This window comes from Nisaea nitritireducens, from assembly GCF_014904795.1.
GTDB classification, from domain to species: domain Bacteria; phylum Pseudomonadota; class Alphaproteobacteria; order Thalassobaculales; family Thalassobaculaceae; genus Nisaea; species Nisaea nitritireducens.
In genome coordinates, this window is record NZ_JACZFS010000015.1 from 1 (window position 1) to 14,874 (window position 14,874).

General features: G+C 61.6%; 14 protein-coding genes and 1 riboswitch. Of the genes, 8 read left to right on the forward strand and 6 right to left on the reverse strand.

The features are described from left to right. Positions 1–138: 138 nt before the first annotated feature. Entirely contained in the window at positions 139–405 is a 267-nt protein-coding gene (locus tag IG629_RS05605; protein ID WP_193170992.1) for a hypothetical protein, read from the reverse strand. 33 nt (positions 406–438) lie between these two features. After that, a riboswitch (cobalamin riboswitch) is annotated at positions 439–635 on the reverse strand. Between the two features lie 36 nt (positions 636–671). After that, positions 672–1,109 carry a YaiI/YqxD family protein gene (locus tag IG629_RS05610; protein ID WP_193170993.1) on the reverse strand — a complete coding sequence of 146 codons (438 nt, stop codon included), beginning with the start codon at positions 1,107–1,109 and terminating at the stop codon, positions 672–674. A 92-nt stretch (positions 1,110–1,201) separates the two neighbouring features. Here IG629_RS05610 and IG629_RS05615 point away from each other — a divergent pair, with 92 nt between their 5' ends. Next, on the forward strand, positions 1,202–2,437 hold the full coding sequence (locus IG629_RS05615; protein ID WP_193170994.1) for a CoA transferase: 1,236 nt from the start codon (positions 1,202–1,204) through the stop codon (positions 2,435–2,437). 8 nt (positions 2,438–2,445) lie between these two features. Next, a complete protein-coding gene (kynU, locus tag IG629_RS05620) occupies positions 2,446–3,696 on the forward strand; it encodes a kynureninase (RefSeq protein ID WP_193170995.1) in 1,251 nt (416 codons plus the stop codon). On the opposite strand, the gene IG629_RS05625 is transcribed toward kynU, so the two are convergent. Next, positions 3,693–4,376 carry an ArsR/SmtB family transcription factor gene (locus tag IG629_RS05625; protein ID WP_193170996.1) on the reverse strand — a complete coding sequence of 228 codons (684 nt, stop codon included), beginning with the start codon at positions 4,374–4,376 and terminating at the stop codon, positions 3,693–3,695. The genes kynU and IG629_RS05625 overlap by 4 nt on opposite strands. A 71-nt stretch (positions 4,377–4,447) precedes the next feature. Between IG629_RS05625 and IG629_RS05630 the strand changes: the two genes are divergently transcribed. Both IG629_RS05630 and IG629_RS05635 read left to right on the forward strand, forming a co-directional pair. Then, positions 4,448–4,774 (forward strand): NIPSNAP family protein, encoded by a 327-nt coding sequence (locus IG629_RS05630; protein ID WP_193170997.1) that lies wholly within the window; start codon positions 4,448–4,450, stop codon positions 4,772–4,774. Between the two features lie 13 nt (positions 4,775–4,787). Further along, a complete protein-coding gene (locus IG629_RS05635; protein ID WP_193170998.1) occupies positions 4,788–5,144 on the forward strand; it encodes an antibiotic biosynthesis monooxygenase family protein in 357 nt (118 codons plus the stop codon). A 5-nt stretch (positions 5,145–5,149) separates the two neighbouring features. Here the strand turns inward: IG629_RS05635 and IG629_RS05640 are convergent, their stop codons facing one another. After that, positions 5,150–5,941: a crotonase/enoyl-CoA hydratase family protein gene (locus tag IG629_RS05640; protein ID WP_193170999.1), complete on the reverse strand. Its 792-nt coding sequence runs from the start codon at positions 5,939–5,941 to the stop codon at positions 5,150–5,152. Positions 5,942–5,993: 52 nt separating this feature from the next. Between IG629_RS05640 and IG629_RS05645 the strand changes: the two genes are divergently transcribed. After that, positions 5,994–6,620 (forward strand): TetR/AcrR family transcriptional regulator, encoded by a 627-nt coding sequence (locus IG629_RS05645; protein ID WP_193171000.1) that lies wholly within the window; start codon positions 5,994–5,996, stop codon positions 6,618–6,620. Here the strand turns inward: IG629_RS05645 and paaK are convergent. After that, on the reverse strand, positions 6,595–7,905 hold the full coding sequence (paaK, locus tag IG629_RS05650) for a phenylacetate--CoA ligase PaaK (protein WP_193171001.1): 1,311 nt from the start codon (positions 7,903–7,905) through the stop codon (positions 6,595–6,597). The two genes, IG629_RS05645 and paaK, sit on opposite strands and share 26 nt — an antisense overlap. A 172-nt stretch (positions 7,906–8,077) precedes the next feature. Between paaK and IG629_RS05655 the strand changes: the two genes are divergently transcribed. Further along, the gene (locus IG629_RS05655) at positions 8,078–9,292 is read left to right on the forward strand and encodes a serine hydrolase domain-containing protein (protein ID WP_193171002.1); all 1,215 of its coding nucleotides are present in this window, start codon (positions 8,078–8,080) and stop codon (positions 9,290–9,292) included. 77 nt (positions 9,293–9,369) lie between these two features. Continuing rightward, a complete protein-coding gene (locus IG629_RS05660) occupies positions 9,370–10,986 on the forward strand; it encodes a GMC family oxidoreductase (protein ID WP_193171003.1) in 1,617 nt (538 codons plus the stop codon). A 9-nt stretch (positions 10,987–10,995) separates the two neighbouring features. On the opposite strand, the gene IG629_RS05665 is transcribed toward IG629_RS05660, so the two are convergent. Continuing rightward, complete coding sequence (locus IG629_RS05665; protein WP_193171004.1) at positions 10,996–12,192, reverse strand: Bcr/CflA family multidrug efflux MFS transporter; 1,197 nt, start codon at positions 12,190–12,192, stop codon at positions 10,996–10,998. Between the two features lie 211 nt (positions 12,193–12,403). Here IG629_RS05665 and IG629_RS05670 point away from each other — a divergent pair, with 211 nt between their 5' ends. Beyond that, the gene (locus IG629_RS05670) at positions 12,404–14,764 is read left to right on the forward strand and encodes a xanthine dehydrogenase family protein molybdopterin-binding subunit (protein WP_193171005.1); all 2,361 of its coding nucleotides are present in this window, start codon (positions 12,404–12,406) and stop codon (positions 14,762–14,764) included. The last annotated feature ends 110 nt before the right edge of the window (positions 14,765–14,874 follow it).

A 14,874-nucleotide genomic window follows, 5' to 3' on the forward strand; every position in this document is an offset into this window, starting at 1 on the left:
GCCAGCCCTTCGATCCCAGAATGGACCGGATTTCCGTAAGCGCTGCATCGATGGACTGGGGCGTCTGATCGTTCACCCACTCTCTCCCGTTGAGATGATTTCAGGCGGGAGGCTATCAGCGATCAAGGGAGGCGCCAATCAGACGGGCAATCTGTTTATGGAAATTCTCTCGGTCAGTTCCAGACGCTGTGCGGCACCGAACAGCGCTCCGATGCGCCGCGCCGCCTCCTGCATGCCGCCGTCGAAATCCTCTTTCGAGGTCTCGGCCCGCACCATGGAAAGGGATTGCGAGAGGGTTTTGTCGTCCTCGGCAACGCTCAGCAGCGTCAGGATCAGGGTTGCCAGCTCGCGATCCGGCTCTTTTTCCGAATCGTCGGTGAGAGTTTGGACAAATAGTCGGGACATCTAAACCTCCTCCGGTGCACCCCGCCCGGGTTAAAAATGGACACAGCGTTGGCAGGTTTCCTGACTCCCGGCTCTTCGATCCGCGCCGCCTTCCCAGCCCATTAGGACCAGTGGCATACCGGTCGGATCTTGCCGGTTACAGTTGCGGGGGCAGTCCCGGACTTGCGGCGATAAAGCCGCGCACCGGATTCCCTTTTGTCCCGAAGGACACCAACGCTGAAAGGCTCGTCTTTGCGGCCTGCTGTGTCAAGGCAGCAGGCGGGTAATCACTCGCGGATCAGCCGTTCCAGCTCGCGAATGAAGGTTTCCCGGTCTCTTTTGGAGAAAGCGGGACCACCGCCCGAAACTTCTCCCATGGCACGGAGGTCGGACATCAGGTCCCGCATCGCCATGGCCATGCCGATTCCCGCCTCGGTGAACTCCTTGCCGGAATGACCGATCGCCTTCGCGCCACTCTCGATCACCCGATGCGCCAGGGGGATATCGCCAGTGATGACGATATCCCCCGCCGCCACCTTGCCCACAATCCAGTCATCCGCCGCATCGAACTTGTCGGAGACCAGGATATTCTGAACATTCGCCCGGTCACCGGTCCGGAAACCGCGATTGCTTACGATATAGACCTTGATGTCATGCCGGTCCGCGATTGACAGGATCTCGTTTTTAACCGGACAGGCATCGGCGTCGACATAGACAGACTTCATTGCGTGCTTTGCCCCTTTTACAGACAACCAACCATGCTAGGTTCCGAGCCCAACCTGATCCCATTCAACACTAAGCTGGCCAAGAAACACGGATGTACACGGTCCTTCAAGATTTGACAGTCGTCGAGGGCGCATCTTTCATCGCCGCGCCGTCCTGTACCCTGAACATGCTGCAGATGGGCGCGACGGTGATCCGCTTCGACGCTATCGGCGGCGGGCTCGATTACCGGCGCTGGCCAAAGGCTCCGAACGGCGCCAGCCTCTATTGGGAAGGCCTGAACAAGGGCAAGAAGTCCGTGGCGCTGGATCTGCGCAATCCGGAAGGCCGGGAGCTGGCCCTGCAGCTCGCAACCGCCCCCGGTGAAGGGCGCGGCCTGTTCGTCACCAATTACCCGGTCTCCGGCTTCCTCTCGCATGAGGCCTTGAAGGCGCGGCGCGCGGATATCATCACTGTCCGCGTCATGGGCTGGGCGGATGGCACCCAAGGCGTCGACTACACGGCCAATGCCGGTGTCGGCTTCCCGCTGATGACCGGCGAGCCGGGTCCCGTCGGCGAGAAGCGCCCGGTGAACCATGTGCTGCCCGCCTGGGACCTGATCGCCGGTGCGAACGCGGCCTTCGCCATGCTGGCGGCCGAACGGGAGCGCCAGAAGACCGGCCAGGGCGCCGAAATCCGCCTGCCGCTTGGCGATGTCGCGCTCACCACCCTCGGGACCCTCGGCCAGGTTGCCGAAGTGATGACGGAGGAAGAAGACCGGCCAAGCTACGGCAATGACGTGTTCGGAGCCTTCGGGCGGGACTTTCGGACCCGCGACGGGCATTACATCATGCTCATCGCCCTTTCGCCCCGGCAATGGACCGGCTTGCTGACATCCCTTGGCATTGAAGCGGAAATCGCCGCCATCGAGGCGGAGACCGGCGTGAGTTTCGCCAAGGATGAAGGGCTGCGCTTCGACTACCGGGAGAAGATCAATCCTGTCGTCGAGCGCGTTGTCGCGGCGGAGACGCTGGATGCCCTTGCACCGCGCTTCAAGGAGAACGGCGTCTGCTGGGAGCCGTACCGCACAGTGCGCGAAGCAGTCGCGAGCGAACGCTTCAAGACCATGGGCAAGCCTTACAGCGACGTCACCCACGGCAGCGGACTGACTTATCCGACTTCCGACACGCCGATTGATTTTTATGGACAGGCCTCCGAGGTTCCAACACCGGCACCGCAGTTGGGACAGCACACTGATGAGGTTCTGGCGGATTTTCTCGGTCTCGACAGTGGCGCCATCGGGCGGCTGCACGATGAAGGCATCGTCGCCGGTCCCGGGCATGCCGACTGAGCCGCACCATGACACACTCGAAAATGACACGGGAAGAGTTCGCGGCCTTCGATGCTGCCGATCCCCTCGCCTCGTTCCGCTCAGAATTCGAGCTGCCGGAGGATGTGATCTACCTCGACGGCAATTCCCTCGGACCGCTGCCCCGCATCGCGCGGGAACGTGTTGCCGCCTGCGTCACGCACGAATGGGGTAACGGCCTGATCCGAAGCTGGAACGATGCGGGATGGATTGATCTTCCCACGCGCGTCGGCGGCAAGATCGGCGCGCTGATTGGCGCCGAGGCGGATAGCGTCGTCGCGGCAGATTCGACCTCGGTCAATCTCTTCAAATGCCTCTCCGCCGCGCTGGCGCTTCGGCCGGACCGTTGCGTCATCGTCTCGGAGGAATCTAACTTCCCGACCGATCTCTATATGGCGGAAGGTCTGTCTGCATTGCTTGGCGGCCGGCACGAACTCCGGCTGATCGAGGATCCGAACGAGCTGCCGGACGCTCTTAAAGACGATGTCGCGGTGCTGATGCTGACCCATGTGAACTACCGCACCGGATACATGCACGACATGAAGGCGGTGACTGACGCCGCCCGCGCCGCAGGTGCGCTGACGCTTTGGGATCTTGCTCATTCCGCCGGTGCGGTTCCGGTCGACCTTGCAACGGCCAAGGCGGATTTCGCGGTCGGTTGCGGCTACAAATACCTGAATGGCGGCCCCGGTGCCCCCGCATTCCTCTATGTCGCGCCGCGCCATCAGGAAGCAGCCTCCCAGCCCCTCACCGGCTGGTTCGCCCACAAAGCACCGTTCGCTTTCGATCACCGGTTCGCGCCGACGGACGGGATCGGGAAATTCCTTTGTGGCACGCCGCCGGTGCTGGCCATGACAGCGCTCGATGCGGCGATGGACATCTGGGCCCGTGCCGACATGGATGCGGTCCGGGCGATATCAGTGGCGCTGACCGAGAGCTTCATCACCCTGGTCGAAGAGCGTTGCGCCGGGCTCGGCCTGACGCTGGCAAGCCCACGAAATGCGGAGCACCGCGGCAGCCAGGTCTCCTTCGCGCATGAAAACGGCTATCCGGTGATGCAGGCCCTGATTGCCCGTGGCGTAATCGGAGATTTCCGGGCACCGGACCTTCTGAGGTTCGGCTTTACGCCGCTCTATACCCGGTTCACGGACATCTGGGATGCGGTCGAGCATTTGCGCGACATCCTTGAGACCAGCAGCTGGGACCAGCCCGAATTCCATGCACGGGCGGCAGTCACCTAAGCTTCCGGAAAACACTCCCGGAAACGGCGTTCACCCTCACTGGTGAAGGAAACCACGCGGGAGCCTTCGATCCGGTGCGCCCAACCAAGATCGTAGAACCGGTCCAGTAGCCCGGTGCCGAGCGCGCCCGCCAGATGGGTCCGCCTCTCGCTCCAGTCGAGGCAGGAACGGCACAATGGACGGCGGGATTTTTCCAGATCCGGCAGAGCGATACCAAGTTCGCCGACGAAGCCTTCTCCCTCTTCCGTAAGGAAAATCTCTTCTCCTTCTTCCGCCAGAAAATCACGCGCCACCATACTGTCGAACATGCGGACACCATAGTCCCCGGCCAGATGGTTATAGCAAACCCGCGCCTTGCGCAGCGCCGGATCGCGCGGGCCGGTTCGGGCCCGCATATGGCCACGCTTCGCCGCCAGCCCCATCATCGCTTCCAGCAGATTACCCACCTCGTCATCCGCCAGTGCGAAATAGCGGTGCCGGCCCTGCTTGCGCTGGGTCAACAACCCTGCCACCTCCAGCTTGGAGAGATGTGAGCTTGCCGTCTGTGCCGTAATACCAGCCTCGGCGGCAAGCTCGCTCGCCGTCAGGGCCTTGCCGGTCATCAGCGTGGTCAACATGTTCGCCCGTGCCGGGTCCCCAATCAGGGAGCCGATAAGAGCAATGTCAGGTCCTTCTTTCATACTTCGATCATAACCGAAGCATGAAACCACACCAAGATGAGAATGTCCGCCCGTCACACATGGAGGACAGAATGCTTACCTGCTTTATCCGCTATCACATCGACCCGACCAAGAAAGCTCACTTCAATCAATATGCTCGGAACTGGGGCGAGGCCATCCCCCGCTGCGGCGCCGATCTGATAGGCTATTTCGCCCCGCATGAGGGTTCCACCACACTGGCCTACGGTGTCTACAATATCGAAAGCCTGGCCGCTTATGAGGCCTATCGCGCGCGACTTTCGGCTGACCCGCTCGGCAAAGAGAATTATGAATTCGCGCAGAAGGAAAAGTTCCTGCTGCGTGAGGACCGGACTTTTCTGATCAATGCGTCAAATCCGGCGCCAAAGAGAAACCCATAGGGAGAGACGCGCCATGATCGCCGTCATTTTCGAAGTTGAACCGCATCCGGACCACAAGGACGGGTATCTGGAAATCGCCGCCAGCATGCGCGCGCTCGTCGACCAGGTTGACGGTTTCATCTCGGTGGAACGCTTTCAGAGCCTGACCAACGAGGGGAAACTTCTATCCCTCTCCTATTTCCGTGACGAGAAAGCGGTCGAGGACTGGCGGAACCTCGTCGCCCACCGCCAGGCTCAGGCGCAGGGCCGCGATAAGTACTTCAAGGACTACCGGCTGCGCATCGCCTCCGTGTTGCGGGATTACGGGATGAATGACCGGGAACAGGCGCCCGCCGACAGCAAGGAAGTGCACAAGGCGGGCGCTGCCTGACCCCTTTAGCGCCCCTCGAAGCACGGGGGGCGTTTCTCAAGAAACGCGGCAATGCCTTCCGTCAGGTCATGGGTCGGGACCATGCGGGCAAAGTAACCCGCTTCAATCGCCAGCCCCTCATCAATCGGCACGTTGATCCCGCGTGTCACACTGCCAAGACAGGCGGCGACGGCGAGCGGGGAGAATTCCGCTATCTTGCCGCTCAAGGCGAAAGCTTCATCAAGAAGCTTTCCCTTCGGCACAACGTCGTTGATAAGCCCAAAATCGCATGCCTGCCGGGCAGTGATCGGATCGGCTGTCAGCAGCATCCGCAATGCCCGCTTGCGGCCGATGAGACGGGGGAGCCTTTGGGATCCACCGAAGGGAGGGGCGAAGCCGAGCCGGATTTCAGCCTTGCTAAACATCGCCTCTTCACATGCAAGAGCCAGAGGGGCGGCTTCCGTGATTTCGCAGCCACCGCCATAGGCAAGACCGTTCACGGCGACGATGACGGGTTTCGGATAGGTTTCGATGCGCGCGGTCATCGCCTGCCCCCGCCGGACAAACTCGCGCATGGCTGTCTCCTGCCCCGCGCGGAGGCTCGGGGCAAAGCCTTCGATGTCCGCGCCTGCGGAAAAGGCGCGATCCCCTCCACCTGTGAGAATTACCGCCCGGATATCCTCACGCGCCTCGCATTCGTCGAGACAGCGCACCAAATGATCAATCAAGTCGTAGTTCAGCGCATTCAGCTTGCTGGGACGGTTCAGGGTCAAGAGCGCCGTCTTGCCGTGCTGTTCGAAGAGAACCGGGTCCGACATTTTTATACCTTTCAAGGGGTTGCATGTCGGACGGACTGTCAACGAGGTGCGAATGACTGTACATTCACTAGACGGTATACATGACGCGGATACGATCAGCCCGACGCGAACACTGATCATTGAGGCCGCCGCGAAGCTCTTCTACGAGGAGGGCATCAGAAGCACGAGCGTGGAGGCCATCGCCAGCCGGGCCGGTGTGACAAAGCGCACGCTATACTACCATTTCACCAGCAAGGATGAACTTGTCGCCGCCTATCTCGAAGCGCGCGACCAGCCGACACTTGCCCTCTACAAACGCTGGTTCGACGAAACGCCCGGTCCGGTTAGCAGCAAGATCGAGGGCATTTTCACGGCCTTCGCCAAGGCGTCCAACAAACCCTCATGGAAAGGCTGCGGGTTTATGCGAACTGCCGCCGAACTCGCCGCCCTGCCCGGCCACCCCGCTATCGCCGCCGGAGCCCGTCACAAGAAGACGTTTGAAGACTGGCTTCGCGGAAAACTGATAAACGCAGGCGCTTCCAATGCTGGCGATACAGCCCGCCAGATCCTGCTGCTCCTGGATGGCGCCGCATCGGTCATGCTTATCCATCGCGATCCGTCTTATGTGGAAACAGCCGGAAAACTGGCTGCATCCCTTGCAACGCCAACGCCTGCTAGCCAGCCGAACGCTTGTCGATAATCCGGCGTGCCTTGCCCTGGGAGCGTTCGACGCTCCCGGGCTCGCCCACCCGCACCGCGGCGGTGACACCGATCACACTCTTGATGTGATGTGCCAGCTCCGCGCTGCTGGCCTCCCGCGCCTCTTTGCTTGCGGCACCCGACACCGCCTCAGTGAGCACGGTCATATTGTCCATCCGGCCGTATCGGGTCAGCTCGATCTGATAGTGCGGCGCCAGTCCCTCGCATTTCAGGATCTGCTCCTCGATCTGTGTCGGGAACACATTCACGCCGCGTACGATCATCATGTCGTCCGAACGCCCGGTGACTTTCTCCATCCGCCGCATCGTCCGGGCGGTTCCCGGCAGCAACCGTGTCAGATCCCCGGTCCGGTAACGGATCACCGGGAAGGCCTCTTTCGTCAGCGAGGTCAGGACCAGCTCACCACGCTCACCGTCCGGCAGTACCGCGCCGGAGGCGGGGTCGATCACCTCCGGGAAGAAATGGTCTTCCCAGATATACAGCCCGTCCTTGGTCTCCACGCATTCGTTCGCCACGCCCGGCCCGATGATCTCCGACAGCCCATAGATATCGACCGCGTGAATGCCAAAGGCCTCTTCGATCTCCGTCCGCATGGAGCCTGTCCAGGGCTCCGCACCGAAAATCCCGACCTTGAGCTGCGTATCTTTCGGATCAAGTCCCTGCTCCCGGAACTCGTCAAGAATCGAAAGCATGTAGGACGGTGTAACCATGATCACCTGAGCACCGAAATCGCGGATCAGCGTGACCTGCCGCTCGGTCATCCCGCCCGATGCAGGAACCACGGTGCAGCCCAGCCGCTCCGCGCCGTAATGTGCCCCTAGTCCACCTGTGAACAGTCCGTAACCATAGGCTACATGCACCACGTCACCCGCCCGGCCGCCGGACGCGCGGATGCTGCGGGCCATGACCTCGGCCCAGACGTCGATATCGTTCTTTGTATAACCAACAACCGTCGGCTTTCCCGTCGTCCCGGAGGAGGCATGCACACGGGCCAGCTTTTCCCGCGGCACGGCGAACATGCCGAACGGGTAATTCTCGCGCAGTTCGGCCTTCCGGGTGAACGGCAACCGCGCCAGATCTGCAAGCGAGGAGACATCGTCGGGATGCACTGCCGCATCCTCGAACTTCTTCCTGTAGACCGGTGAATTCTCGAAGGCGTGCCCGAGACTCCATTTCAGCCACTTCAGTTGCAGCGCTTCAAGCTCGTCCCTGCTGGCCCGCTCAATCGGGTCCAGATCTTCACGTTTCGGCGCAATATCCTGCACGCCTTCCTCCCTTGTAGCGTGCCGCCTCATAGCGGGCGGCTTCGTTCTTAAGCGCAACGTTAGTGTGGAGATGACGCGACTGCAATCGCGTGCAGGAGGTTGACCGGAAGCGGCGGGCCGACGTCTAATCCCCTGCCTTTCAATTCCTCCATTTTCTGCACGGACACATCACATGACCGACTTCCGGACCGCCAAACCATCCGCACTCGGTTTCAGCGGCAAGCGCCTGGACCGGATCAAAGACTGGATGGGACGCTATGTCGACGGCGGCAAGTTGCCTTTTGCCGAAACGCTGATTGCCCGTCGGGGAGAGATCGTCTTCCACGAGACCATCGGGCATCGCGATGTCGAGAACGACCTGAAGGCAGAGCCGAACGGCATTCACCGAATCTACTCCATGACCAAGCCGATCGTCAGCACGGCGATCATGCAGCTGCTGGAAGACGGCAAGCTTCAGCTCGACGACCCGCTGGCCTGGCACATCCCTGAGCTGGCGAACCTCAAGGTGCTTGGCGAGGACGGCGAAAGCACCAGCGTTGCCAAGACCCAGCCAACCCTGCACCACCTGCTGACCCACACATCCGGCCTGACTTACGGCATTTTCGATCCGGGCCCGGTCGGCAAGGCGCTGCGCAAGGCGAAGATCGATTTCTCCGAGAAGAACGGCCGGCTGGACGAGACCGTCGCGAAGCTTGCGGACATTCCGCTGGTCTTCGAGCCCGGCACACGCTGGAACTACGGGGTCTCGACGGACGTGCTCGGGCGTGTGGTGGAAACTGCCTCCGGCATGTCGCTGCCCGAATTCCTGCATGACCGGATTTTCGAACCGCTCGGCATGGAAGATACCTTCTTCGCCGTACCGTCCGACAAGCTCGACAGGTTCAGCGCCTGCTATGCCAAAACAGAGGATGAAGGCATCCGCCGGATCGACGAGATCGAGGACAGCCGCTATGCGAATTCGGTCACCATGTTCTCCGGCGGCGGCGGGCTCTGCTCCACAACGAAGGACTATCTCCGTTTCATGGAAATGATCCGCACCCATGGCGGCACGGGAAGCGACCCGATCCTCGGACGAAAATCCGTTGAGCTGATGCTTATGAACCATCTGCCCGGTGACATGGCCTCGATAGGCCAGCCTGTGTTCAGCGAAATGCCGATGAAGGGTATCGGCTTCGGCCTCGGCGGTTCGGTCGTGATCGATCCGGCGAGGACACAGGTGCTTGGTACAGTGGGCGAGTGGGCATGGGGCGGCGTCGCCTCAACCGGGTTCTGGATCGACCCGGTCGAAGAGCTGAGTGTGGTGCACATGACCCAGCTCATGCCCTCCTCCTCCTACCCGTTGCGCCGTGAGTTGCGCACATTGGTCTACCAGGCCATGACGAACTGATAACGATCCCGGCGGCGCTTGCCTGCCGCCGGACAGACTGCAAAACTTAAAAAAAACGACTTCAGGGATGGAACGACGTGACCAGGGACCTCGGGACCTACGACTACATCATTATCGGCGCCGGCAGCGCCGGTTGCGTGCTGGCGAACCGGCTGTCCGCCGACCCGGCGAACAAGGTCCTGCTGCTGGAGGCCGGGGGTAACGACAATTACCACTGGATCCATATCCCGGTCGGCTATCTCTACTGCATCGGCAATCCGCGTACGGACTGGCTGTTCAAGACAGAGTCCGAGCCCGGTCTCGGCGGCCGCGCCCTCAACTATCCGCGCGGCAAGGTGATCGGCGGCTGTTCCTCGATCAATGGCATGATCTATATGCGCGGTCAGGCGCGGGATTATGATCAATGGCGCCAGCTCGGCAATCCCGGTTGGGGCTGGGACGACGTGCTGCCTTACTTCACCCGCTCCGAAGGCTTTCACGTCCGGGAGGAAGCAGGCCGCAATCAGGATGGCGAGCTTAGGGTCGAGGGCCAGCGACTCTCATGGGAGATCCTCGACGCCTTCAAGCAGGCCGCAGTCGAGGCAGGCATTCCGGAGACGGACGATTTCAACCGGGGCAATAACGAAGGCGTCGGCTATTTCCACGTCAACCAGCGCAAGGGTATCCGCTGGAGTGCGGCCACGGCCTTCCTGAAGCCGATCAAGCATCGCTCCAACCTGCATATCGTCACCCACGCCCACGCCAAGGCGCTGGAGTTCGACGGCACGCGCTGTACCGGCATCTCGCTCTCGGTGAAAGGCGAGGATGCCCGCGCCACCTGCAGCGGTGAGTTGGTGCTTTCCGCTGGCGCCATAGGCTCCCCGCAGATCCTGCAACTCTCCGGTATCGGCGATCCCGCCTTGCTGAAAGAGCACGGCATCGATGTGCGGCACGCAAATGCAGAGGTCGGCGGCAATTTGCAGGACCATCTGCAGATCCGCTGCGCCTACAAGGTGTCGGGCGTGGAAACCTTGAACCGGCGCGCCAACTCGTTCTTCGGCAAGATCGGCATCGGCTTGGAATATGCCCTGTTCCGGCGTGGCCCGATGACCATGGCGCCGTCCCAGCTTGGCCTGTTCGCCAAGTCCGATCCGTCCAAGGACACACCGGATCTGGAATATCACGTCCAGCCGCTGTCCCTCGACGCCTTCGGCGAGCCGCTGCATTCCTTCGGGGCATTTACAGCCAGCGTCTGCAACCTGCGCCCGGAAAGCCGCGGCACGGTCTCGATCAAGAGCGCGGACCCGATGGCAGCCCCGGCGATCCGGCCGAACTATCTTGCCTCCGAAGCGGACAAGAAAGTCGCCGCCGATGCAATCAGGCTGACCCGGCGCATTGCCGCGCAGCCCGCATTGTCACGCTATGAACCAGACGAGTTCAAACCGGGGCCGGAATATTCGGATGCGGACGAGTCGCTCGCAGAAGCCGCCGGTCAGGTCGGCACGACGATCTTCCATCCGGTCGGCACCTGCCGAATGGGCGAGGATGCAACGGCGGTAGTCGATCCGGAGCTGAAGCTGAAGGGCTTTCAGAATCTACGCGTGGTCGATGCCTCCGTGATGCCAACTATTACATCCGGCAACACCAACGCGCCGGTCATCATGATCGCAGAAAAAGCCAGCGACATGATCCTTGCGGCCGCACGCACGGGGTGACGTCGACGGTCAGAGCCTGCGGCAAAGCGTGAAGAAGGCCACCAGCGCGATCAGACCGCAGGCGCCCATCACGGCGCACATGGAAAAGGCTGTGCCGTCATGCAGGGCCCCGACAACAAGCGCCGCCAGAGCACCGGTGCCGAACTGGGCCGCCCCGAGAGTGGCCGCTGCGGCGCCGGCATTCTTCGGATAGCGCGCCATCAGGAGCGCCATGCCGTTGGCGCCGAGGATCGGCACCATGGCGACGAACACCATGAGCCCCGCCATGATCGTCACCGGCCCTGCAAGCCCTGCCTCTTCGATCACGACCAGATAGAGCCCCGCCAGGAATGAAATTACGACGCCGGCAGAGAGCAGACTTTTCAACTCGAAATGCCGGGTCAGCCGGCTGTTGGCGAAAGCGGCTGCCATGATCGCCGCCGCATTTATCGCGAACAGCATGGCGTAGAAGCTCGGCGCGATGCCGAAATGCTCGATGAACACGAAGGACGAGCCCGAGATATAGGCGAACAGCCCGGCGAAAACGGCGGCGCTGGCAACAGTCAGACCAAAAGCCGCGCCATCCGACAGGATATGTCCGTAGGCACCAAGGGCCTGCAACATGGTCATCCCGCCCCGTGCATCCTTGGTGTGGGTTTCAGGCAGCAGCAAAACGACGACAAGTACGGATAGCGTTCCGAATCCGAACAACACCCCGAAGATTGCCCGCCAGCCAGAGAACTCCAGCAGAGCCGCACCGGCCAGCGGTGCGAGAATCGGTGCGAGGGTGGTCAAGACCATCATAAGGGAGAGAACGCGCGCCGCCTCCTGTGCGGTGAACAGATCCCTAACGACGGTACGGGCCAGGATGGAGGCCGCCCCGCCCCCGATTGCCTGAAACAGCCGGGCGACAATGAGTTGATCGATCCGCTCCACATACACACAGGCCAGCGAGGCGACGATAAAAATCAGAATACCCGCCAACATGACCGGACGGCGGCCGAAACGGTCCGATATCGGCCCGTACAGCAGCATTCCGGCGGAAAAACCCGCCATGAAGACCGCCAGCGTGGCCTGGACCTCACTTGCCGGAACGCCGAGGTCCCTGGCGATGGCAGGCAGCGCCGGCAGATACATGTCGATCGACATGGGTGCGAAGGCGGCGAGTGCCGCCAGCAGGACCACCAGTCCAGATCTAGGCAACGTAAAATGCGCGTTCGCGAGCATTGATGAATGTCTCCAGGTGAGCGCCGGACAGGCAAAAAGCAAAATTTCCCGTCCGGCTCGGCGGAGCGCCAGAAGCGATTTTCATCGAGATACCACATCATACCGCAATGCAGCGTGTTAAATGGAAAAGTCCTTGCCCATCGCGCCTCGGCCATTACGATATTTGCATACAATCCGTCGCGTCCGCGAACGGCCTTACAGGGAAAGAACCATGGATTCAGTCGTCGAAGACAATCAGCTCGGCATGATGAAGTACGGAATCGGCCAGCCGGTAACCCGCTCCGAGGACCCGAAACTGCTGCGCGGCGAGGGCAATTATACCGACGACGTGAATCTAGACGGCCAGGCCTATGGCGTGATGGTCCGCAGCCCCTATGCGCACGGTACCCTGAACGGAATTGACACCGCGGAGGCGAGCACAGCGCCCGGCGTTATCGCAATCCTGACCGGCGCGGATCTTGATGCCGCCGGTCTCGGTACGATGAAATGCGGCCTGCCCCTGAAAGGCCGCGACGGCAGCCCGATCAACTACGTGCCACGCCCGGCACTGGCGACGGACAAGGTGCGTTATGTCGGCGACCCGGTCGCCATCGTGATCGCTGAGACCGCCACACAGGCCCGTGACGCGGCCGAGCTGGTGGAACTGGACATCGATCCCCTGCCCGCCGTCACTGACGCCCGCGCGGCCGCTGAGGCTGGCGCACCACAGCTCTATGACAGCGTCTCCGGCAACACGGCCATCGACTTTCAGTATGGCGACACGGCAAAGGTCGATACGGCCTTCAAGGAAGCATCGCATCAGACCCGGTTGAACATCCGCAACAACCGAATTGTTGTCAGCGCGATGGAGCCGCGCTCGGCAGTCGGCTCATTCGATGCGGCCAGCGAAGGCTACACTCTGAATGTCGGCTGCCAGGGTGTCTTCGGCATGATGAACACTCTGGCCAAGCAGGTGTTCAATATCGAGCCGGAAAAGATGCATGTCGTCACCGGTAATGTCGGCGGCTCGTTCGGTATGAAGGCCGGCGCCTATCCCGAATATATCTGCGTGCTGCATGCGGCGAAGGTGCTGGGACGGCCGGTGAAATGGACAGACGACCGGTCCGGCAGCTTCCTTTCCGACTGTCATGGACGTGACCATGACATGACGGCGGAACTGGCGCTGGATGCGGACGGAAAGTTCACCGCACTCAGAATCACCGGATACGGCAATGTCGGCGCCTTTCTGACCGCGGTCTCCCCGATGATGCCGACCATGAACACGCTGAAGAATGCCAACAGTGTCTATCGGCTGCCGCTGATCGAAGTCGCCTCCAAGGCGGTCTTCACGAACACCACGCCGGTCACCGCCTATCGCGGCGCCGGGCGGCCGGAAGCGAACTATTACATGGAGCGGCTGATCGAGACGGCCGCGCGGGAAATGGGCATCGACGCCATCGAGTTGCGCCGCCGCAACCAGATCCTGCCGAGCGAGATCCCCTATGCCGCTGCAAACGGCATGAATTACGACAGCGGCGATTTCCCGACCATCATGCAGAAAGCCGTCGAAGCGTCTGACTGGGACGGTTTCGCTGCCCGCAAGGCGGAGAGCGAGAAACGCGGCAAGCTGCGCGGACGCGGTGTCGGCTGCTATCTCGAAGTCACCGCGCCGGTGCAGGAAGAGATGGGCGGCATCCGGTTCGAAGAGAACGGCGACGTCACGATCATCACCGGCACGCTGGATTACGGTCAGGGCCACTGGACGCCTTTCGCCCAGGTTCTGCATCAGAAACTTGGTGTGCCGTTCGAGCGTATCCGGCTTATCCAGGGCGACAGCGCGGAGCTGATCGCAGGTGGCGGAACCGGCGGCTCGAAATCCATCATGGCCAGTGGTGCCGCCATCCTTGAAGCCAGCGACATCGTCATCGACAAGGGCAAGAAGATCGCCGCCCATGTGTTCGAGACGGCGGTCGAGGATATCGTTTTCGAGGGCGGTGCTTTCCAGGTCGCCGGAACGGACCGGACGGTCACCGTCACCGAACTGGCGGAGCAGCTCCGTGGCGGATTGGACCTGCCGGAAGATCTGCCCCGCGATCTCAGCGTGAAGCACATCTTCGACGCCGCCCCGTCGGCCTTCCCGAACGGCTGTCATGTCTGCGAGCTGGAAGTCGATCCGGATACCGGCGTGGTCGAGATCGACCGCTACAACATGGTCAACGATTTCGGCACCGTGGTGAATCCGCTGCTGGTCGAAGGCCAGGCCCATGGCGGTATCGTGCAGGGCCTCGGCCAGGCGCTTATGGAAAATGCCGTCTATGATTCGGAAGGCCAGCTACAAACCGGCAGCTATATGGATTACGCCGTGCCCCGCGCCAGCGACGTTCCGAGCTTCACCTTCGCCACCCACGCGGTTCCGGCGACGACGAACCCGCTCGGTGCCAAGGGCTGTGGCGAGGCCGGCTGTGCCGGCTCGCTGCCCTCGATCATGAACGCCCTTGTCGATGCACTGGCGCCGCTGGGCGTGAAGCATATCGACATGCCGGCAACGCCGGAGAAAGTCTGGGCAGCAATCCAAAGCGCAAAGGCCGCCTGAAAAGGCGGCCTTTGCCGGAAATAAAACCGGAGAGTCAGGCGCCTTTTAGATCGATGCGAGCGCCTGCTCAAGGTCCTGAATGAGGTCCCCGACATCCTCGATCCCGATCG